This window comes from Bradyrhizobium sp. LLZ17 (assembly GCF_041200145.1).
Classification (GTDB): Bacteria; Pseudomonadota; Alphaproteobacteria; order Rhizobiales; family Xanthobacteraceae; genus Bradyrhizobium.
On the sequence record NZ_CP165734.1, the window covers coordinates 701,577 to 721,808 of the forward strand.

General features: G+C 64.3%; 17 protein-coding genes, 1 tRNA gene and 2 pseudogenes. 15 read left to right on the forward strand and 5 right to left on the reverse strand.

The features are described from left to right. Positions 1-179: 179 nt before the first annotated feature. From AB8Z38_RS03485 to AB8Z38_RS03525, 9 genes and pseudogenes are all read left to right on the forward strand, one after another. Positions 180-3,671, forward strand: coding sequence for an indolepyruvate ferredoxin oxidoreductase family protein (locus tag AB8Z38_RS03485; RefSeq protein WP_369723145.1), 3,492 nt, complete (start codon positions 180-182; stop codon positions 3,669-3,671). 477 nt (positions 3,672-4,148) lie between these two features. Further along, the gene (locus tag AB8Z38_RS03490) at positions 4,149-5,306 is read left to right on the forward strand and encodes a thiolase domain-containing protein (protein ID WP_369723146.1); all 1,158 of its coding nucleotides are present in this window, start codon (positions 4,149-4,151) and stop codon (positions 5,304-5,306) included. Next, positions 5,306-5,695 (forward strand): Zn-ribbon domain-containing OB-fold protein, encoded by a 390-nt coding sequence (locus tag AB8Z38_RS03495; protein WP_369723147.1) that lies wholly within the window; start codon positions 5,306-5,308, stop codon positions 5,693-5,695. Before AB8Z38_RS03490 ends, AB8Z38_RS03495 begins: the two co-directional genes overlap by 1 nt. A 202-nt stretch (positions 5,696-5,897) precedes the next feature. Then, positions 5,898-6,758, forward strand: a complete 861-nt coding sequence (locus tag AB8Z38_RS03500; protein ID WP_369723148.1) for a MaoC/PaaZ C-terminal domain-containing protein — start codon at positions 5,898-5,900, stop codon at positions 6,756-6,758. A gap of 123 nt (positions 6,759-6,881) precedes the next feature. Further along, positions 6,882-7,760, forward strand: coding sequence for an SDR family oxidoreductase (locus AB8Z38_RS03505; RefSeq protein ID WP_369723149.1), 879 nt, complete (start codon positions 6,882-6,884; stop codon positions 7,758-7,760). Between the two features lie 106 nt (positions 7,761-7,866). Further along, positions 7,867-8,814: pseudogene (locus AB8Z38_RS03510) on the forward strand (dihydrodipicolinate synthase family protein); the annotation flags it as partial. 10 nt (positions 8,815-8,824) lie between these two features. Next, positions 8,825-9,641, forward strand: a pseudogene (locus tag AB8Z38_RS03515) (NUDIX hydrolase). Between the two features lie 80 nt (positions 9,642-9,721). Then, complete coding sequence (locus AB8Z38_RS03520) at positions 9,722-10,636, forward strand: DMT family transporter (RefSeq protein ID WP_369723150.1); 915 nt, start codon at positions 9,722-9,724, stop codon at positions 10,634-10,636. A 124-nt stretch (positions 10,637-10,760) separates the two neighbouring features. Further along, positions 10,761-13,448 carry a PAS domain S-box protein gene (locus tag AB8Z38_RS03525; protein WP_369723151.1) on the forward strand — a complete coding sequence of 896 codons (2,688 nt, stop codon included), beginning with the start codon at positions 10,761-10,763 and terminating at the stop codon, positions 13,446-13,448. Between the two features lie 7 nt (positions 13,449-13,455). On the opposite strand, the gene AB8Z38_RS03530 is transcribed toward AB8Z38_RS03525, so the two are convergent. Next, positions 13,456-13,806 (reverse strand): GrlR family regulatory protein, encoded by a 351-nt coding sequence (locus AB8Z38_RS03530; protein WP_369723152.1) that lies wholly within the window; start codon positions 13,804-13,806, stop codon positions 13,456-13,458. A gap of 262 nt (positions 13,807-14,068) precedes the next feature. Between AB8Z38_RS03530 and AB8Z38_RS03535 the strand changes: the two genes are divergently transcribed. Then, positions 14,069-14,566: a hypothetical protein gene (locus AB8Z38_RS03535; protein WP_369723153.1), complete on the forward strand. Its 498-nt coding sequence runs from the start codon at positions 14,069-14,071 to the stop codon at positions 14,564-14,566. A gap of 51 nt (positions 14,567-14,617) precedes the next feature. On the opposite strand, the gene AB8Z38_RS03540 is transcribed toward AB8Z38_RS03535, so the two are convergent. Continuing rightward, on the reverse strand, positions 14,618-15,004 hold the full coding sequence (locus AB8Z38_RS03540) for a VOC family protein (RefSeq protein ID WP_369723154.1): 387 nt from the start codon (positions 15,002-15,004) through the stop codon (positions 14,618-14,620). A 175-nt stretch (positions 15,005-15,179) separates the two neighbouring features. On the opposite strand from AB8Z38_RS03540, the gene AB8Z38_RS03545 reads away from it, so the two are divergent. The 3 genes from AB8Z38_RS03545 (at position 15,180) to AB8Z38_RS03555 (ending at position 16,630) form a co-directional block, all read left to right on the forward strand. After that, on the forward strand, positions 15,180-15,737 hold the full coding sequence (locus tag AB8Z38_RS03545) for a hypothetical protein (protein WP_369723155.1): 558 nt from the start codon (positions 15,180-15,182) through the stop codon (positions 15,735-15,737). Between the two features lie 156 nt (positions 15,738-15,893). Then, positions 15,894-16,406 (forward strand): hypothetical protein, encoded by a 513-nt coding sequence (locus AB8Z38_RS03550; protein WP_369723156.1) that lies wholly within the window; start codon positions 15,894-15,896, stop codon positions 16,404-16,406. 147 nt (positions 16,407-16,553) lie between these two features. After that, positions 16,554-16,630 (forward strand) — tRNA-Arg (locus AB8Z38_RS03555). A 58-nt stretch (positions 16,631-16,688) separates the two neighbouring features. Here the strand turns inward: AB8Z38_RS03555 and AB8Z38_RS03560 are convergent. Together AB8Z38_RS03560 and AB8Z38_RS03565 are read right to left on the reverse strand one after the other, a co-directional pair. After that, positions 16,689-17,654, reverse strand: coding sequence for a helix-turn-helix domain-containing protein (locus AB8Z38_RS03560; RefSeq protein ID WP_369723157.1), 966 nt, complete (start codon positions 17,652-17,654; stop codon positions 16,689-16,691). Positions 17,655-18,111: 457 nt separating this feature from the next. Beyond that, the gene (locus tag AB8Z38_RS03565; protein ID WP_369723158.1) at positions 18,112-18,384 is read right to left on the reverse strand and encodes a hypothetical protein; all 273 of its coding nucleotides are present in this window, start codon (positions 18,382-18,384) and stop codon (positions 18,112-18,114) included. A 320-nt stretch (positions 18,385-18,704) separates the two neighbouring features. On the opposite strand from AB8Z38_RS03565, the gene AB8Z38_RS03570 reads away from it, so the two are divergent. Then, a complete protein-coding gene (locus AB8Z38_RS03570; protein ID WP_369723159.1) occupies positions 18,705-19,166 on the forward strand; it encodes a host attachment protein in 462 nt (153 codons plus the stop codon). 35 nt (positions 19,167-19,201) lie between these two features. On the opposite strand, the gene AB8Z38_RS03575 is transcribed toward AB8Z38_RS03570, so the two are convergent. Continuing rightward, positions 19,202-19,465: a hypothetical protein gene (locus tag AB8Z38_RS03575; protein WP_369723160.1), complete on the reverse strand. Its 264-nt coding sequence runs from the start codon at positions 19,463-19,465 to the stop codon at positions 19,202-19,204. 296 nt (positions 19,466-19,761) lie between these two features. Between AB8Z38_RS03575 and AB8Z38_RS03580 the strand changes: the two genes are divergently transcribed. Next, positions 19,762-20,208, forward strand: a complete 447-nt coding sequence (locus AB8Z38_RS03580) for a hypothetical protein (protein WP_369723161.1) — start codon at positions 19,762-19,764, stop codon at positions 20,206-20,208. The last annotated feature ends 24 nt before the right edge of the window (positions 20,209-20,232 follow it).

Sequence of the window (20,232 nt, forward strand, 5' to 3'; positions counted from 1 at the left end):
CCCTTTCCGGCCACGAAATTGCGTTTTTTTCCCGTCGGCAGGTCGAGCCCAGATTTGTGGTGCGGAGCGTTAAATATCCGACATAGAGTGGCGCGGATGGTCGGCGCGCCCTAGCTAAAAACAACGGGCAGGCAACGGCTTAAGCAGCCAGGCGCTCAAAAGGGCGGAAGAGGACAACGATGGGCATCAACCAGGGTCCGATCAGTCTCGATCAGAAATATACCCAGCAGACCGGTCACGTCTTCACCACGGGCATCCAGGCGCTGGTTCGCCTGCCCATGGCCCAGATCCGGCGCGACCGTGCCAGTGGCCTCAACACCGCGGGCTTCATCTCCGGCTACCGCGGCTCGCCGCTCGGCGGCTACGACCAGCAGCTCTTCGCCGCCCGCAAGCACCTCGAGCAACACAACATCAAGTTCCAGCCTGGCGTAAACGAGGATTTGGCCGCGACCGCGGTCTGGGGCTCGCAGCAGCTCAACCTCTCGCCCGGCGCCAAATACGACGGCGTGGTCGGCATCTGGTACGGCAAGGGCCCCGGCGTCGACCGCTGCGGCGACGTCTTCCGCCACGGCAATGCGGCCGGCTCGGCCAAGAACGGCGGCGTGTTGTGTCTCGCCGGCGACGACCACGGCGCAAAATCGTCCACCGTTCCGCATCAGTCCGACCATGCCTTCATGTCGGCGCTGATGCCCTATCTCTATCCGTCCAGCATCCACGAGATGATCGAGATGGGCCTGCTCGGCATCGCCATGTCGCGCTACTCCGGCTGCTGGGTCGGCATGAAGGTGATCACCGAGACGGTGGAGACCACCGCCGAGATCGACCTCACCGACGAGATGACGCCGTTCGTGATCCCCACCGATTTCGAGATGCCGGAGGGTGGCCTCAATCTGCGCTGGCCCGACGACCGCTTTGCCCAGGACCGCCGGCTCCAGGACTACAAGGGCTTTGCCGCGATCGCGTTCGCGCGTGCCAACAGGGTCAACCGCGTCACGATGGATTCGCCGAACGCCCGCTACGGCATCATGGCATCCGGCAAGAGCTATGAGGACGTGCGGCAGGCGTTGCGCGAGCTCGGCATCACACCCGAGGTCGCCGCCAAGATCGGGCTTCGATTGTACAAGATCGGCATGCCGTGGCCGCTGGAGCCGGAAGGCGTCAGGCAATTCGCCGTAGGGCTCGAGGAAATCTTCATCATCGAAGAGCGCCGCGAGATCGTCGAGAACCAGGTCAAGCAGGAGCTGTTCAACTGGCGCGACGATGTCCGTCCCCGCATCATCGGCAAGATGGACGATCACGACAAGCGCTTCCTCCCCTTTGCCGAAGAACTCAGCGTCGCCTCCCTGGCCAGCTCGCTGACCGAGCGCCTGCTTCGACTTGACCTCAATCCCGAAATCGCAGCCATGCTGCGCGCCAAGGCCGACTGGTTCAACGGTCGCCAGGCCACGCAAATGCAGGCGACTGCGCCTGTCTCCCGCACTCCGTATTTCTGCTCCGGCTGCCCGCATAACACCTCGACCAAGGTGCCCGAAGGCAGCCGCGCCTTTGCCGGCATCGGCTGCCACTTCATGGCGCTGTGGATGGATCGCTCGACCGAGACCTTCACCCATATGGGCGGCGAGGGCGTGCCGTGGGTCGGTGTCGCGCCCTTCACCAAGGAAGAGCACGTGTTCGCCAATCTCGGCGACGGCACGTATTTCCACTCCGGCAGCCTTGCGATCCGCCAGGCGATCGCCTCGGGCGCCAACATCACCTACAAGATCCTCTATAACGACGCGACCGCGATGACCGGCGGCCAGCATGTCGACGGCGAATTGTCGCCGCAGCAGATCACCTTCCAGCTCCACAGCGAAGGCATCCGCGAGATCTATCTCGTTTCGGAAAATCCAGACGCCTATCCCGCCAACGAGATCGCGCCGGGCGTCAAGACCGCGCATCGCGACGAGCTCGACGCGGTCCAGAAGACGCTGCGCAAGGTCAAGGGCGCGTCCGCGATCGTGTTCGTGCAGACCTGTGCCGCCGAAAAGCGCCGCCGCCGCAAGCGCGGCACGCTGGAGGATCCGGCGCGCCGCGTGCTCATCAACCCGGCGGTGTGCGAAGGCTGCGGCGACTGCTCGGTGCAATCCAACTGCATTTCGGTCGAGCCCCTGGAAACGGAGATGGGGCGCAAGCGCGCCATCAACCAGTCGAGCTGCAACAAGGACTATTCCTGCGTCAAAGGATTTTGCCCGTCCTTCGTCACCATCGACGGCGGCCAGATGCGCAAGCGCGCGCCGGCGGGCGTCGGCGACATCGGCGATCTGCCGGAGCCGGCGTCGCGGCCGACGCTGGAGCGGCCCTACAACATCGCGGTCGGCGGCGTCGGCGGGACCGGCGTGCTGACGATCGGCGCGCTGCTGGGCATGGCCGCCCATATCGAGGGCAAGGCCTCGATGATCCTCGACATGTCGGGTCTCGCGCAGAAAGGTGGCGCGGTGCTGAGTCACGTGCGGCTGTCCGATCATCCGGCCGAAGTGACCTGCTCGCGCATCGTCACCGGCACGGCCGATGTCGTGCTCGCCGCCGACGAGGTGGTCGCGGTCGCCAAGGACACCATCTCGCTCTGCGACAGCAGCCGCACCCGCGGCATCATCAACAGCCACGTGATTCCGACCGCCGACTTCGTCCTCAATCGCGATTTCAACTTTCAGACCCGCAAGCTGGACGGGCTTTTGGAAACCGCTCTGCACAAGGATTCGGTGTTCTTCGACTTCACCAAGCCGGCCGAGCAGCTGCTCGGCGACAGCATTGCCACCAACATGATGATGATGGGCTACGCCTATCAGAAGGGTCTCTTGCCCTTGTCGGCCGACTCGATCGAGCAGGCGATCGAGGTCAACGGCGTCTCCATCAAGATGAACAAGGAGGCTTTCCGCCTCGGCCGCCTCGCGGTCGCCGACCCAGTCCGGCTCGCCGGCATGCTGAAGGGAACGGACGAGGTCGTCGCGCCCAAATCTTTGGACGCCATGACGTTGGACGAGATCATCGAGCACCGCGCAAAGCATCTCACCGCCTACCAGAACGGCCGCCTCGCAAAAAGCTATCGAAAGCTGGTCGACCAGGTCCGTGACGCCGCGGTCAAGGGCGGCTATGGCGATGCACTGCCGCGCGCGGTGGCGATCAACTACGCAAAGCTGCTGGCCTACAAGGACGAATACGAAGTCGCGCGCCTCTTCACCGACGGCGCCTTCGAAAAGCAGCTCCGGGACCAGTTTGAGGGCGACTTCAAGTTCAACTTCAATCTCGCCCCGCCGATCCTCAGCAGCGGCGTCGACGCGCTCGGTCGTCCGAAGAAGCGCGCCTTCGGGCCGTGGATGCTCGGTGTGTTCGGCGTGCTGGCCAAGCTCAAGTTCCTGCGTGGCACGCCGCTCGATATCTTCGGCTATAGCGCCGACCGCAAGCTCGAGCGCGACCTGATCGTCGGTTACGAGAAGGACGTCGCCACCGTGCTCGTCCTGCTGTCGCCGCTCACGATCGACACCGCGGTCGAACTGCTGTCGCTGCCCGACCGCATCCGCGGCTACGGCCCGGTAAAGGAGAAGGCGGTTGCGGACGCCAAGGCCCGCTACGCCCAACTCGCCGCCGATCTGGCCAACCCGCCGCCCGCACCGAGGCAGATCGCGGCGGAGTAGCCGGTCTCGTAGGGTGGGCAAAGGCGCAAAGCGCGGTGCCCACCATCTCACGAGAATTGAATCAGAAGAGGTGGGCACGCTTCGCTTTGCCCACCCTACGAATTCCTGTTTGAAATCAATCCCCGCTCTACTGTGCATGGGGTTGTTTTCACGAATCGAGTTGCTTCGGCAAAACGAAAATCGCTTGTGTCGTCGGGCAAAACACCTTTAGGCTTCTGCCCGTCGTTCCCGTCATTGCGAGCGCAGCGCGCAGCGAAGCAATCCAGAAATGCATCCGCGGAAAGATTCCTGGATTGCTTCGCTCCGCTCGCAATGACGACTGCGGCAGCAGGGCCCTTCCACCGCACCTTGGGATGATGCAGCGGCGATTTGCGCCAGCCCGCTGCCCTCTCGCCCGACGGAATATTTCCGCGCTTGCCAACAGGGCAACGGCGGTTCAGAAAAAACCGGAAGTGAGAACGCCAGCGGAGACCTTATTTGACCATCAAGGGCAAGGCCTACATTGCCGGGATCTACGAGCACCCGACCCGGCATGCGCCGGACAAATCCACCGCGCAGCTCCACGCCGAGGTCGCCAAGGGCGCGATCGAGGATGCCGGGATCAGCAAGGACGACGTCGACGGCTATTTCTGCGCCGGTGATGCCCCGGGCGGCGCCTGGCCGATGGTGGATTATCTCGGGCTGAACACCAATAAGCTCCGCCACGTCGATTCCACCGAAACCGGCGGCTGTTCCTACATCATCCATCTCGGTCATGCCGCGGAGGCGATCGCGGCGGGCAAGTGCTCGATCGCGCTGATCACGCTCGCCGGCAAGCCGCGCACCGGGGCAATGCCGCCGCGCGCCGCCGGCGCGGAAGCCGATTTCGAGACCGCTTACGGCGCGACCACCCACAATGCCTATGGCATGTGTGCCATGCGCCACATGCACGACTATGGCACCACCTCAGAGCAGCTCGCCTGGATCAAGGTCGCAGCCTCGCATCACGCGCAATACAATCCGCATGCGATGCTCAAGGACGTCGTCACCGTCGAGGACGTCCTGAACTCGCCGATGATCTCCGATCCGCTGCACCGGATGGATTGCTGCGTAGTCTCCGACGGCGGCGGCGCGCTGATCGTGACCACGCCCGAGATCGCGAAGAGCCTGAAGAAGCCGCTGGTCAAGCTGATCGGCCATGGCGAGGCGATGAAGGGCCCGCGCGGCGGCAAGGACCTCGACCTCACTTACTCCGCCGGCATCTGGTCCGGGCCGCGAGCGTTCGAGGAAGCCGGCATCACGCCGAAGGACATCAAATACGCCTCGATTTACGACAGCTTCACCATCACGGTGCTGATGCAGCTCGAGGACCTCGGCTTCTGCAAGAAGGGCGAGGGCGGCAAGTTCGTCGCCGACGGCAATCTGATCTCGGGCGTCGGCAAGCTGCCGTTCAACACCGACGGCGGGGGCCTGTGCAGCAACCATCCCGTCAACCGCGGCGGCATGACCAAGATCCTCGAGGCCGTGCGGCAGTTGCGCGGCGAGGCGCATCCGAAGGTGCAGGTCAAGAACTGCGATCTCGCCATCGCCCACGGCACCGGCGGCCTTCTCGGCGTCCGCCACGCTGCCTCGACGGCCATTCTGGAGCGCGTGTGATGAGTGAAGCGAAGAAATATCCAGCTCCCGTGACGAATCCGGAGACGGCTGCGTTCTGGGAGGCCGCGAAGGCCGGCAAGTTCATGATCAAGCGCTGCACCGCCTGCGGAGAAGCGCATTACTTCCCGCGCGCGATCTGCCCGTTCTGCTACTCCGACAAGACCGTGTGGGAGGAGAGTTCGGGCGAGGGCACGATCTACACCTATAGCCTGATGCGGAAGTCGCCGACTGGTCCTTATGCGATCGGCTACGTCACGCTGAAGGAGGGTCCTTCGCTTCAGACCAACTTTGTCGATTGCGATCTGACGGCGCTGAAGATCGGCCAGAAGGTGAAGGTGGTGTTCAAGCCGACCGATGGCGCACCGCTGCCGTTCTTTACGCCGGTGTAGTTGCTTTCTTCCTTCTCCCCTTGTGGAAGAAGGTGGCGCGAAGCGCCGGATGAGGGGTATCGCTCTGCACGAGGAGTCTCGCTGCGGAACCAACCCCTCACCCAAACGAGTTTGCCGCACGGCTCTCGCGGCCCTCTCCCACAAGGGGAGAGGGCACTTCGACTGGCAGCGGCGCAGAGACGTCCGAGAGGAAACAAACAAAATGTCCGCCAGATACGAAGAACTCAAGGCCCTCAAAAACACCGGCCAGAAATACGCCTACACCGATCGCGATGTGATGCTTTATGCCTACGGCATCGGGCTCGGCGCCGATCCGATGGACGAGAACGAGCTCGCCTTCGTCAACGAGGGCACGCTGACGCCGCGGCCGCTGAAGGTGGTGCCGACCTTCGCCTCCGTCGCGGCGTGGGGCGCAGGGCCGGGCGAGATGAACCTCAACCGCGTCATGGTGGTCGACGGTGAACGCGATATCACCTTCCACCAGCCGCTGCCGGTGGCCGCGCATATCACCGCCGACTCTTCGGTGATCGAAGTCTACGACAAGGGCAAGGACAAGGGCGTCATCATCAGCCATCAGACCGTGCTGAAGAACGAGAAGGGCGAGAAGCTGGCAACCTTAGTGGCTTCGCGCTTCGCCCGCGGCGACGGCGGCTTTGGCGGACCGAGCCTGACCCAGCCCGACCCGCACAAGATCCCGTCGCGGTCGCCTGACAAGACGATCGACATCACCACTCGTCCCGACCAGGCATTGATCTATCGCCTCTGCGGCGACCGCAACCCGCTGCACTCAGATCCCGAGTTCGCCAGGAAGGCCGGCTTCCCGCGGCCGATCCTGCACGGCATGTGCACCTACGGCATCACCTGCCGCGGCGTGCTCCAGACCTATGCCGATTACGATGCGTCGGCCTTCCGTCAGCACGTCGCGCGGTTCTCCTCGCCGGTCTATCCCGGCGAGACCGTGACCATGGACCTCTGGAAGGACGGCAACGTGATCTCGTTCGAAGCCAAGGTGAAGTCGCGCGGCGTCACCGTGATCAAGAACGGCAAGACGGTTTTGGGTTAGCCTTCGCTGTCATTCCGGGGCGCGCGAAGCGCGAACGCGGAATCTCGCGCTACACCTCTGGATTCGGGTTCAGCGCTGCGCGCTGCCCCGGAATGACAACAACAAAAACAGGGAGAAGCCACCATGGGATTGCTCGATGGCAAGGTTGCGCTGATCACCGGCGCGGGCGGAGGGCTCGGTGAGGCCTACGCAAAACTGTTCGCGCGGGAAGGGGCATCCGTCGTGGTCAACGACCTCGGCGGCCCCCGCGATGGCTCCGGCGCCGACACCTCGATGGCCCAGCGCGTGGTCGACGCAATCAAGGCCGAAGGCGGCAAGGCGGTCGCCAACGGCGACGACATTTCCAGCATGGAGGGCGGCCAGTCCCTGTTCGACGACGCCATCAAGCACTTTGGCCGCGCCGACATCCTCGTCAACAACGCCGGCATCCTGCGCGACCAAACCTTCGCCAAGGGCTCCGAAGCCGATTGGGACAAGGTCATCAAGGTGCATCTGAAGGGCACCTTCTGTTGCACCATGCCGGTGTTTCGCTGGATGCGGGAAAACGGCGGCGGCGTCATCGTCAACACCTCCTCGACCTCTGGCCTGATCGGCAATTTCGGCCAGAGCAACTATGGCGCAGCCAAGGGAGGCATCTGGGGCCTGTCCAATGTGCTGGCGATCGAGGGCCGCAAGTACAACATCCGGATATGGACGCTGGCCCCGGGCGCGCTGACCCGCATGACCGCAGACCTGCCCCGCTACAAGGAGAACCCCGGTGCGGCGCTGGGGCCGGACGGCATCGCGCCGGCCGTGCTATACATGGTCAGCGACTTGTCGGGCGACCAGACCGGCAAGGTGCTGGGCGTGTCCGGGCCCCGCGGCGTGCGCGAAATGCGGATGATGGAAATGGAAGGCTGGAAACCGCCGCATACGGGCTGGAAGGCCCAGGATATCGCTGATCATGCCAAAGAGATCTTCTTCTCCGAGGAACAGATCAAGATGGGCGCGCGGCGGTTTTAGGCCATGGTCGTCCCGGGGCGCGCAGCGCGCGAACCCGGGACCTCGAGATTCCGGGTCCGATGCTAACGCATCGTCCCGGAATGACGAACAAGAGGATAGAGGACTAATGAAACTCACCGCCGACGCCAAGGGCACCTTCGCAATCGCGCCGACGCCGTTCCACGATGATGGCCGGATCGACGAGCGTTCGATCGACCGCCTCACCGAGTTCTACGAAGAGGTCGGCTGCGATGGTGTCACGGTGCTGGGCATCCTTGGCGAGGCGCCGAAGCTCGATGCCGCCGAGGCCGAGCAGGTCGCCATTCGCTTCGTCAAGCGCGCCAAGACAATGCAGGTGATCGTCGGCGTCTCCGCGCCGGGCTTTGCCACCATGCGTGCGCTGGCGCGGGCCTCGATGGATGCGGGCGCCGCCGGCGTGATGATCGCGCCGCCGCCCTCGCTCCGCACCGACGACCAGATCGTCGGCTATTACAAGCAGGCCGCGGAGGCCATCGGCCCCGACGTGCCCTGGGTGCTGCAGGACTATCCGCTGACACTCTCGGTGGTGTTCACGCCCGCAGTCATCCGCAAGATCGTCACAGACAATCCGAACTGCGTGATGCTCAAGCACGAGGACTGGCCGGGCCTCGAGAAGATCTCGACCCTGCGCGGTTTCCAGAAGGATGGCTCGCTTCGTCCGCTGTCGATCCTCTGCGGCAATGGCGGGCTTTTCCTCGACTTCGAGATGGAACGCGGCGCAGACGGTGCCATGACCGGCTATGCTTTCCCCGAACTCCTGATCGACGTCGTGCGCCTGTCGAAGGAAGGCAAGCGCGACGCCGCGCACGATCTGTTCGACGCGCATCTGCCGCTGATCCGCTATGAGCAGCAGCCAGGCGCGGGGCTTGCCGTGCGCAAATACGTGCTGCAGAAGCGCGGCGTCATCGCCTCGAGCGCGCAGCGCAAGCCCGGCGCGACGATCACGCCGGCGGCGAAGGCGGAGGTCGACTATCTGCTCTCACGCGTGGCGAAGACCGACAAACGCGCCAATCTCCAGCCGCAATCCAGCGCCGCAGGTTGGTTGCATGGCCGAGACGGCAGCATCGCGCCCAGCTTCGACGATCCTCCTGCTCCGCGACGGCGCGGATGTCGACGGCAAGAGCCGCGGCGAAATCGAGGTCTTCATGATGGTTCGCCATCATCAGATCGAGTTCAACTCGGGTGCGCTGGTGTTCCCCGGTGGCAGCGTCGATGCCGGCGATCAGGAGATCGTCAAGCGAGCCGACCTGTATTCGGGCAGCGAGGGCTTGAGCGAAGCGGACTGCGGTTTTCGTATTGCCGCGATCCGCGAGACGTTTGAGGAGAGCGGCATCCTGCTGGCGCGGTCGAAGCATTCGGGTGCGGCTGTTGATGCCAAGCGCGCCGGCGAGATTGCGGACGCGCATCGTGTCGCGCTCAACGAGCACAAGATCGGCTTCCTGGATATCCTCGCCGACAACGGCCTCCAGCTTGCGCTCGACACGCTGGTGCCTTACGCGCACTGGATCACGCCGGAGGGCATGCCGAAGCGGTTCGACACCTGGTTCTTCCTTGCCGCGGCGCCGCCCGACCAGCTCGGCGCCCATGACGGCGAGGGAGTCCACCGACTCGATCTGGGTCTCGCCGCGCGAGGCGGTAGAGGGCGGCGACAGCGGCCGCTTCAAGCTGCCGTTCCCGACCACGCGCAATCTGATCCGGCTCGCCAAGCAGTCGAGCGTGAGCGCGGCGCTGGAGCACGCCCGCGGCATGTCTGTCGTGACGGTGATGCCTGTCATGACCAAGACCGATACCGGCCGCCAGCTCCGCATTCCCCCCGAGGCCGGCTATGACGGCGAGGTGTTCGAGGTCGGGGCGGTCGGCTAGGACAGTTCGACACACAACGAAGTATCGGCGAGGGCAGACGCGCTAGGTTCCGTCCCTGACAACGGGATCGAGCGCGCGACATGGACAACCGGCAGGACAACAACATTGCCGTCGAGCTGGCGTTGCTGGTGGCGCTCGCGACGCTCTGGGGCGGCTCCTACACCTTCATCAAGCTCGGCGTCGCCACCATTCCGCCGATCACGCTAATCGCGGCGCGCACCACGATTGCGGGCCTGCTGCTGCTCGCGATCATGTGGGCGCGGGGCATCAGGATGCCGGCGGATGCCGCGACCTGGCAACGCTTCGCCTTCCAGGCCGTGCTCAACAGCGTGATCCCCTGGACGTTGATCGCCTGGGGCGAGCGCCACGTCGATGCCGCGCTCGCGACCATCCTCAACTCGGCCGGCCCGATCTTCACTTTCCTGCTCACGGCCGTCGTGACGCGTCACGAGGCGACGACACCGCGCAAGCTGGTCGGCGTGGTCGCGGGCATGACCGGCATCCTGCTGATCGTCGGCGTCGATGCCGTCCATGACGTCGGAAGCGGCCTCGTCGCGGAGGCCGCCATCGTTGCGGCCACCATCTGCTACGCCTGTGCCGCGATTTTCGGCCGCAGCTTCAAGGGCCTTGATCCCATGGCGCCCGCGGCCGGCTCGCTGCTGGCGGGAGCGGCGGCGCTGATCCCGACCTCGCTCATCGTCGAGCAGCCCTGGACATTGTCGCCCTCGCTGACTTCCGTGCTGGCCCTGGTCGCGCTGGCGATTTTCTCGACCGCCGCGGCCTTCGTGATCTATTTCCGCCTGATCCAGAGCCTGGGCTCGGTCGGCACCACCGCGCGGGCCTATCTCCGGGTGCCGATCGGGGTTGCCATCAGCGTTGCCTTCCTCGGCGAGAGCCTGAGCCGGACCGCCTGGATCGGCCTTGCCTGCGTCGTCCTCAGCGTCGCCGCCATGACCATCCCGGCGCGGCGGTCGGCCGGCGTCAAAACGTCATAAAGTCGAGGCCGAGGCGGGCGGCAGGGCGGTAGTATTAAGGATATTCGGCCGCCAGACGCATGTTCCCCCGGGACCGCAATACGTCGTATATTGGAGCTCCAATAGCCCGGTCCTCACATCACCGATGTCCGCCGAATTGACGCAGACCCCTGAGAAAAAGCGAACTTTTTCGCTCTCCATCGGCCAGCTCACGTTCGGCAGCTTTCTGTTGGTGCTGCTGGTGATCATGGTCACCTCGACCGCGAGCGTGATCGCGATCCGCCACATCGACACGACCTTTGCCGAGTTGCAGCGGCTCCAGAGCGTCGGCGACCTCGCCGAGGATATCGACCGCCGCATGAACGAACTGCGCCTTGCGGCGCGCGACTTCGTCACTGATCCCGGCGCCGGCATCCAGTTCAAGCAGGTCGGCGAGGCCGCCGCGACCCTCAGCGACATCCTGAAGAAAACCCGCATCGAGCTCGCGCCCGAGCAACAGGACATGATCGACGGGGTTACGGAGCGGCTTGCGACCTATCGCAGCGGGCTGGAGCGGATCTCCACTCTGATCGACCGCCGCGCGCAATTGCTCGCTGGCTTGCCGCCGCTGCGCGACCAGTTCGACGCTGCGGTCGCGGGTGCTGCGGACCGCGAGCTCGCCTCCCGCCTGTCGGAAGCGCAAAGCCGGATCGCGCTGGGGCTGCTCGCGCGCAATCCGTCTGCTGCCGAGCAGGCCGCGCAGAGCATGCGGACGATGGCTACCGCCGATGCCGCGCTGAAGATCGCCGTCGACAACTACGCCGACGCCATCATTGCCGTCGCCGTCCGCGAGCGGCAGATCGCCGATATCGATCGCGAGGTCCTGGGAACCGAGGGCCGGCTGATCGGGCGCGTCACCGAATTGCTGCGCGAAGTCAGTGCGCGGCGCGGCCATGTGCTGTCGCGCGACTTCGCCCGCACGCTGACCGAGGCGCGGTGGCAGAGCATCGTGCTCGGCAGCATGGGCGTGTTGATCGGCATTCTCGCAGCCGGCTTCGTGGTGCGGCGGACGGTGCGTCCGCTGGCTCAGATCGCGCGCTCCATTCGCGCCCTTGCGGCGGGCGAGAAGGATACCTCGATTCCGTCCGCCGACGTCGACAACGAGATCGGCGACATCGCGCGCGCTGCCGAAGTGTTCCGCCGCGCGCTCGACGAGGCGGACACCGCGCGCGAGGCGGCGGTGCGCGCGCTCACCGAGCAGCGGCTGGCCGAAGAAAGCTATCGCAAGCTGTTCGAGGGCTCGGTCGACGGCATCTACGTCACGACGCCCTCGGGCGATCTCCTCAACGCCAATCCGGCGCTGGCGCGGATGATGGGCTATGACAGCCCGGAGTATTTGATCGACAGCATCAACGACATCGCCCACACCATCTACGTCGATCCCGAAGCGCGCGCGGAATACCAGCGGCTGATGCATCGCGACGGCATGGTGCGCGAGTTCGAATACCAGGTGCGTCAGCGCAGCGGCAACATCCTCTGGCTCTCCGATAGCGCGACCGGCGTGCGGGACGAGCAGGGCCAGATCGTGCGCTACGAGGGCACGCTGCGTGACATCACCGACCAGAAGCGGGCGGAAGACGCCATCGCCGAAGGCCGGCGCCTGCTCCAGCAGGTCATCGACACCGTGCCCGCCGTCATCAACGTCAAGGACCGCGAGCTGCGCTATGTGCTGATGAACCGCTACATGGCGGGGATCTTCGGCATCGAGCCGGGCGACGCGCTCGGCCGCACCACGGCGGACCTGATGTCGCGCTATGGCGCGGCCAAGACTGACGAGAACGACAAGCGCGTGCTCAGTTTCCGGAAAGGTCTCGGCTTCTATGAGGAAGAGTACAAGGACGCTTCCGGCGACATGCGGCAATGGCTCGTCAACAAGCTGCCGCTGCTCGATGCCGAAGGCGAGATCGAGCGGATCGTCACCGTGGCGCTCGACATTGGCGAGCGCAAGCGCGGTGAGCAGGAGATGCGGAAGGCGAAGGATGCCGCCGAGACGGCGTTGCGCAATTTGCGCGAGACCCAGGCCTCGCTGATCGAGGCGGAGAAGCTCGCCGCTCTCGGTCGTCTCGTCGCCGGCGTCGCGCATGAGGTCAACAATCCCGTCGGCATCAGCCTGACGGTTGCCTCCGCGCTCGAGCGCAAGACCGCGATATTCAGCGCCGAGGTCGAGCGCGGCGAACTCCGCCGCTCGACGCTCAACGACTATCTCAACACCAGCCGCGACGCGTCCTCGCAGCTTGTCTCCAATCTCAACCGCGCCGCCGAGCTGATCCAGTCGTTCAAGCAGGTCGCAGCCGATCGCAACTATTCCGACCAGCGCAGTTTCGATCTCGCCGACCTTACCGAGCAGGTGGTGATGAGCCTGCGGCCGGGGCTGCGCAAGCAGAACCTGACGCTCAATGTCGATTGCCAGCCCAATCTCACCATGAACAGCTATCCTGGTCCGTATGGGCAGGTGCTGACCAATTTGTTCCTCAACTCGGTGGCGCACGCGTTCCCGGACGGGCGGCCCGGCATCATCGACATCCAGGTGCGCGAGTCCGGCAAGGACAATGTCGAGATCATCGTCGCCGACAATGGCTGCGGCATGAGCCTCGACGTGCGTCGCCGCGCGTTCGATCCGTTCTTCACGACGCGGCGCGACCAGGGCGGCACCGGTCTGGGGCTGCACATCGTTTACAGCATCGTCACCAACCGGCTGGGCGGGCGGCTCGATCTCGATTCCGAGCCCGGCCGCGGTACGCGGATCCAGATGATTCTGCCGCGCACAGCGCCGCTCGAGCAAGCGGCGGAATAGCTCGCGCTCAGTCGACGTCTGCGAGCTTGTGCAGCGTGGCGCCAAAGATCTGGCTGGCCTTGCCGACGAGCGCCGTGCCCGTCATGTCCGCGCGCGTATCGGTGAAGGTGCCGCTGACGCCGATGCCGACTGCCGCAGGCCCGCCGAACAGAGGATTGTCGTCGCCGCGCGGGGAGGTGTGCCGCTGCACCAGCACCTCACCCTTGAAGGTGTTGTCCTTCGCCGTGTAGCTGCCGGTGTAATAGAGATAGGCGTCGCCGCCGACAATCTTGCCGTCGCGGAAAACAATCACGCCGCTGCCCTTGCCGGCTCGACCATCGAGCAAGGTCACGTGAATCGAATAGAGGCCGTTCTTCATCAGGTCCCGCAGGCCGGCCGCCGCCGCCCAACGGCGTAACCGGTGAGGCTTTTATGCCAAAGCGCAATCCCTCGCGCAACGCGGCAGTTTGCCGGCCGCTAAGCCAGCCCCCAATCACGCGAGCCGTAATTGTCCCGTCTTGCCTGTGGCGCGGATATGACGGTTTCATCATGTGGCGCGGCCAGTCGTTCCGAATCAGAGTTGGCCCGCGAAATGCATAACCATTGTTGCACTGGCCGCGGGGTGCTGGAGCAAGACAAACGTGACCAACTGGATCGATTCCGGCGGCCATGAGCCGCGTCTGTACAGTGCGCGTCCCACCAATTGCGAAAGACGACAACGGCGAATTCGCCACGCGACACGCAGGCGAACCATGACAAGGTTCGGCTGTACCTTGCTGCTGATTGCGCTTGCTGCCCCGTTCGGGCACGCGCGCGATCGGGGCCAGTTCGTCAACACCAGTGCCGAATTGAAGGCCTGGTTCGACAGTCTGCGCAGCAGCAAGGGGCCATGCTGCTCCGATGCCGACGGCTCGGCGATCTCGGACTCCGATTGGGAGAGCAAGGACGGGCACTATCGCGTCCGCGTCCCGCGCTATGGCTACATGCGCGAAGGCCAGCAGCAAGAGCTGGTCTGGGTCGACGTCCCCGAGGAGGCCGTGATCTCGGAGCCGAACCGGGTGGGGCGCACCATGGTTTGGCCGATCTACGGCTACATGGGCGTCGCGATCCGATGCTTTATGCCCGGAAGCATGACCTGACCGGGCAATAGCTCGCCCGGTCTCGGTGGCGCTCGATGCGGCCGTGCCGTCTCAAGTGTACTTCTTGTCGCGCTCGAGCAGCTCGATGGAGATGCCTTCGGGACCGCGGATGAAGCACACGCGGACGCCCGGCCGGAGCGTGGTCGGCTCGCGCGTGAAGACGACGCCCTTGGCCTTGATCTCGGCTGCGACGGCATCGATGTCCTTCACCGTGAGCCCGAAATGGTCGAGGCCCTGATGCGGATGCAGCGGCGGCGGGCTGACCACATTGTCGCCCTCCAGCGGCGCGATGAAGATTTTTGCGCCGCCGAGCTGCACGTCGATCCGCCCCGGTGCGCGCACGATCTCGCCGCCGAGGATATCCCGCAGCCAGGCCGCCGTAGCTTCCGGATCGGGGCTGCGCAGATGGACGTGATCCCAAGTGACGGCGAACGGCATTTCAACTTCCTCCCAACGGTCTTGCCAACGGATATTGGCGGCGTTGCAGCGCATGTTAGCGATCCGGACCGGTGATCGCCACCATGCGTCTTACCCGCGATTCGCTCGCCCGCGGGAACCTTAGTTCGTCCCGCGGATTGAGAAGATGCCCTGGCCGGCATTCGGTGATGCACCCATGAACGCAAGGTTTGGCCGGATCGGAATGGGAAGCCGCGTCAATAACGGCGAGGATTTGTCACGGACCGCGCCTGCACCAAGCATCTGGCTCAAGCGCGGCCTGCTGTGGCTGCTGGCCGCGATCATCACCGGCTGCGCCGTCTCGATTCTCATGCCGCCCTCCGAAGGCAATGTCGGGCAAACCGAGCCGGTGAGTTTGGCGCTCGCAACGATTGATCCGACTGCCACGGCAACGGCGTCGGAGACTTCCGCTGCGGAGCCCGTGGGGCTCGACCGGCTCAAGATCTCCTCGCAGACCTGGCGCCGCGGCGGGCTCGGTTCGAAGGCCCTGGTGACCTTCACCGTACGAAATGACAACGACTATGCCGTAAAGGATGTCGAGATCGTCTGCGCCTTTGCGCGGCGTGACGGCAGCCATCTGACCGACCGCAGCCGCGTGCTGGCCGACACCGTGGGTATGAAGAGCCGCAAGACCTTTACCCGCGTTCCCGTCGGCTTCGTCAATGTGGATGCCGATCAGGCCAAGTGTTCGCTGGTCACGGCGCGGCGTGCGTAAAGGCCGCGTTTCACTAGCGGAAAAGTTACCGTCCTTGCCTCTTGGTCAAAAAACTTGGCGTTGCCATTTGAACCATCGGGCAGGGGGCAGGAACAAACTAAAAGATCGCCTGTTAAGGCGAAGAGCCCGCGCGGATGCGGGGGCGGAGCGCGGTCAATGCCCATCTTTCGCTATTTCATGTTCGTCGGTGGAGCGCTGCTCGCACTGTTGTTCGCCGCGGATTTCGTTTGGCCGGCGCCGCCGGTTGCGCAGGCCGTCGCGACAGCAGGCTATGACCAGCCGTTGATCCGGATTCGGTCCGATCGCCATCTGCCTGATCGTATCGTGCTCGACACCACTCAGCCGACGATCGCAGCGCCGGTGGTGAGGACGGCTGCCGTCGCGGCGCCCGAGCCGCCGGCGCAGGCGGACAAGCTGGCCGAGATGTCGGCGAAGGCGCGGGTGCGCGAGACCTTCGCCCAGTTCACCCCTGCCGGGGGGAAGGCCGATGCGTCCTCAGCCAAGAAGGCCGACGCCAAGCCGGAACCCCAGGTCCAGGTGTCGCAGGTCCACGCTCCGGCCCAACCGAGGCGCAAGGTGGCCAGGACGCATCTGGCCCCGCAGCGCGGCCAGCCGATGATGCTGGTGGCACAGCAGCCGCATTTCGGTCTGTTCGACATGACCTGGTGAAGAAGGGGTCTGATCCGCCCCAGGAGGGCGGCTGGGGCTTTTTATTGTCTCACCTCTCTGCTAATTCGAAGCCATCCGAATGCCCCGGTGCACTGGCTTGCCAGCGATGACCCGGGGTATTTCGGTTGTGGCCCAACACGCGGTCAGGCGCTCGTAGCTCAGCTGGATAGAGCATCGGATTTCGATTCCGAGGGTCGGAGGTTCGAATCCTTCCGAGCGCGCCATTTGCGAGTATGCGCATCGGGTCCTGAAGGCTTCGACGGGCGCCCTATGCGCGAGCCGCTAGGTGGCCCGAAGGCTGGTCTGCCGGCCTCGCGCCAGCGTCTCCGAGGGGGTCTCGTGGAAGGTCGCGCGGTAAGCCGCGGCAAATTCGCCCAGATGATGAAAGCCCTGAGCACGCGCGCAAGTCGCGACCGTCGTGCCGCCGCCTCTGAGCAGGCGCGCTCGGGTGGCCCACAGCCGCTTCAAGCGGATGTACCGATGCAGGCTCATGCCACGCACCTTGGTCAAGGCGCCGCTTAGTGTCCGAATTGAAACGCCGAATTCGTTGGCGAGATTCGCCGTGTAGATCGGTGCGGTCGGATAGGCCGTCACGAAATCGTCGATCCGCTGCACGAGCCTGGCGGATCGCGCGCCCGCAATCGAGGCGCTGCGATTCGACCGCGGATCAATGTGTAACAGGTCGTCCATCGCGAGCAGCAGGCCCTCCTGGAGATGCGCGGCGACATCCGTGGCTTCGAACATGCGGGGCTCCACGGACGCGGTGCGCAGTATGTCGAGCACAAGCTGTCGCGCGTGGAGCAGAGCAGTGCCCTCGCCGATGCTGGTCCACAATGTGTCGGCCCGATCGAACCACCCGCGATCCCTCAGAGCGGGCGAGAAGATGATCAGCGCGTGATAATTGGTTTGAAACTCGACGAAATGGCAATCATCGTTACCGCGCAACGCCAGGAAAAAGCGTGAGTCGAGACTGATCCCGTTCGAACTCGCTCGCAGATCGTCGCTCATCGGCAGGATCACCATGCCGCCCGGCGCGCGATACGCGGTATCGAGGATGCGCGCAAATGATCTCGCCACCACGATCTGGCACGCCGGCAGGCTGACGATTGCCCGCGCCGCCGCGAAGTTGGTGACATCGAGAGGAATGCTCCGGGCATGTTCGATCGACTCCACCGGCCGAAACGCGTCGACGTCGGCGAACTTGATCAGCTGGAGCGCGGAAGACGGGGCGAGAGCGTCGAAGAACATTTGTCTGGCCGGAAATTGAAATGTGACAATGAAATGAGCGGCAGTGCAGTCCCATCAATGACCAAACATCGCGATTCAGTAAACGGGATACCGGTCCGTAGTATTACTGTTATCATCTCATGGGGACGTCGGATTGAGGCTACCATCAACGTTCTCGACTCATCGGTTGACCGGAGGCGAGGTCGATGAAATGGAGGCGCGTGCAGGCGGGACAGGCAAACGCCTCAAAGCTCCGCCCTTCCTGTCTTTGCTGCTTCTCGAGATGCGTCTGCACGTTCATACCCGTCTGAGGGCATTGGAAAACGATCAAATCAGCCATCGGTGCAGAATGACGGCACGACGAATTTAATCTTTGATCTAGATCAGTTTTGGACGCTCCCCGCCCCCCCCCTCCGACGCGCGCCCACGCAACACGCTTCTCTAAAAAGCGAAGGGGCCTCAAGGGCCCCTTCAGATCTCACCAGCGGCGATAGCCGTGATAGCCGTAATAGCGCGGACGCGGTGCGTAATAGCGCGGCGGCGCATAATATCCGGGACCATAGCCGTAGCCGTAGCCATAGTTCGGACGCCACCAGCAGCGTCCCCAGGCATTGCAGACCATCCGGACCTGCTCGACGTTGCCGGCCTGCGGTGTCGCAGGTGCAGGCGCAATAGGTATGGCGGACGCCACCGACGATGCCGCGAGGGCACCCAACAGGGACGCGGCGACCAGGCCAATCTTCAACTTCATGATGTCTTCTTCCTCTGCTTACGCAATACAGTTATCGAAGATGTTCTGATCAAATTGTGGCGGACTCAAAATGTAACGCTGATGAACAAACCGCCAGCCATCCGCCGCAGCCCTGATCCAGCGCCGCCAAGCTATCCCAGGTTTGCGCCGATCGCCAATGCCAGGGCCTGAGCTGCAGCCTTCCGGATCGTCGCCGCCATCCTTTGATCCTGCGCAATTCGCACGGCCCGCTTCCAACTTAGTCTTGTCGCGATAGGCCGCCTTTCCTGGCATTCGAAGCGCATGTCCGGCCGGCCTCACAGATTGTTTGGAGCAGTGCAATGAACAAGATGAGGATCGACAAGGGCGACTGGCTCATCGTGTGCGACGGCCGCAAGGCGCTCATCCTGGAAAATCTCGGCGACGAGATGTTTCCGAACCTTCACACCAGGGAGGTCCACGAGCAGGCCAATCCCGCCACGGCCGCACAAGGGACTGATGCACCCGGCAGGCTGCATGCGGCGGTCGGCGGCGCCCGGAGCGCACTCGAGCAGACCGACTGGCATGATGAGGCCGAGCGGGCCTTCCTGCGTGGCCTCGCCGGACGGCTCGACATCGCGCTCAGCTCAGGGGAGACCTCAGCCCTGACCATGGTGGCCTCGCCGCGCGCGCTGGGCATGATCCGTATGGATTATTCGGACGCGGTGCGCAAAGCGCTTCGAGGCGAGGTCGGCAAGGACCTCGTCAAGCTGCCGGTCTACGAAATCGAGAAGCAATTGCTGCTGTCGGGGGCCGCCGGCTAAGGCGCCCGCCCGTAGGGGCACGCCGTCGGCGCCACTCAGTAACAGGGGTGCCGGCGACGGTCCTGGCCGACATAGGCGGCGGCGCTCTGGTAGCAGTGATTGGTCGAAGGGCCGTCGTAATAGGCGAAGGTGCCGGCGGTGAGCCCGGGGCCGTAATTGTGCACATAGCTGATCGGGTAGGGCAGCGGATTGGTGTAGTGGTGATGGTACCGGTGATGCACCCGTGCCTCCGCGAGGCCGGGGGCTAGGATTGCGGCCGACAGGGCAGCAACCGCGGCAACAAATTTCAGCTTGCTCATCTCGATTCTCCGGAACCCACGCTTAGAGGTCGGTTCCTTATAGCCATTTTGGGCGGGGTGGGCACCCATCCAGAGGCCGTAAACGGGCGCTCATCCCGCGGATTCCCGGGCGGGTGTGGCCGAAATGCCGGAGCCGGGGGGCGCGATCCGCCCATTTTTGGCCTTTTCGGGATGCTTAACGAATTCCCCACACAAGTATGGCCAAAGAGAATTCGGTCAAAGATTGCTCCCGCCGGGCCTTTGGGGTGCTGTTCAGGCCGGTTCGTTCCTCGCAAGGTTTTCGCCGACACGCTGCCATGCGCATCACGCTCCTCAGCCTGCTGTTGTTCTTCGTCGCGGCCGCCACGCCAGCGCGGGCGGAGCTGCACATCACCCGCGACCACGGCGGCTACGTCGAGGAGTACAAGGCCAAGTACAAGCGCGTTCGCGAAAAAGGCGAGCGCGTCATCATCGATGGCATCTGCAACTCGGCCTGCACCCTGGTGCTCGGCATCGTGCCGATGAACAAGATCTGCGTGACGCCGCGCGCGAGCCTCGGCTTCCACCAGGCCTATTACGACAAGGCCTTCACCTTCGGCATCAAGGTCACCAGCTCGGAAGGGACGTCGGACCTGATGTCCTATTATCCTGATACGGTGAAGGACTGGATCCGCCGTAATGGCGGGCTGACCACCGACATGAAGAAGATCAAGAACGGTGTCGAGCTCTGGAAGATCATCGATCCCTGTCCGGACGAATGGTGAGCGGCTGATCCAGCCGCCGCGCGC

Bases quoted from the DNA above. Each gene is read 5' to 3' on its own strand.
- AB8Z38_RS03485 (WP_369723145.1), top strand. From the start codon at position 180: ATGGGCATCAACCAGGGTCCGATCAGTCTCGATCAGAAATATACCCAG.
- AB8Z38_RS03495 (WP_369723147.1), top strand. From the start codon at position 5,306: ATGAGTGAAGCGAAGAAATATCCAGCTCCCGTGACGAATCCGGAGACG.
- AB8Z38_RS03500 (WP_369723148.1), top strand. From the start codon at position 5,898: ATGTCCGCCAGATACGAAGAACTCAAGGCCCTCAAAAACACCGGCCAG.
- AB8Z38_RS03505 (WP_369723149.1), top strand. From the start codon at position 6,882: ATGGGATTGCTCGATGGCAAGGTTGCGCTGATCACCGGCGCGGGCGGA.
- AB8Z38_RS03520 (WP_369723150.1), top strand. From the start codon at position 9,722: ATGGACAACCGGCAGGACAACAACATTGCCGTCGAGCTGGCGTTGCTG.
- AB8Z38_RS03525 (WP_369723151.1), top strand. From the start codon at position 10,761: ATGTCCGCCGAATTGACGCAGACCCCTGAGAAAAAGCGAACTTTTTCG.
- AB8Z38_RS03530 (WP_369723152.1), bottom strand. From the start codon at position 13,806: ATGAAGAACGGCCTCTATTCGATTCACGTGACCTTGCTCGATGGTCGA.
- AB8Z38_RS03540 (WP_369723154.1), bottom strand. From the start codon at position 15,004: ATGCCGTTCGCCGTCACTTGGGATCACGTCCATCTGCGCAGCCCCGAT.
- AB8Z38_RS03545 (WP_369723155.1), top strand. From the start codon at position 15,180: ATGAACGCAAGGTTTGGCCGGATCGGAATGGGAAGCCGCGTCAATAAC.
- AB8Z38_RS03550 (WP_369723156.1), top strand. From the start codon at position 15,894: ATGCCCATCTTTCGCTATTTCATGTTCGTCGGTGGAGCGCTGCTCGCA.
- AB8Z38_RS03560 (WP_369723157.1), bottom strand. From the start codon at position 17,654: ATGTTCTTCGACGCTCTCGCCCCGTCTTCCGCGCTCCAGCTGATCAAG.
- AB8Z38_RS03565 (WP_369723158.1), bottom strand. From the start codon at position 18,384: ATGAAGTTGAAGATTGGCCTGGTCGCCGCGTCCCTGTTGGGTGCCCTC.
- AB8Z38_RS03570 (WP_369723159.1), top strand. From the start codon at position 18,705: ATGAACAAGATGAGGATCGACAAGGGCGACTGGCTCATCGTGTGCGAC.
- AB8Z38_RS03575 (WP_369723160.1), bottom strand. From the start codon at position 19,465: ATGAGCAAGCTGAAATTTGTTGCCGCGGTTGCTGCCCTGTCGGCCGCA.
- AB8Z38_RS03580 (WP_369723161.1), top strand. From the start codon at position 19,762: ATGCGCATCACGCTCCTCAGCCTGCTGTTGTTCTTCGTCGCGGCCGCC.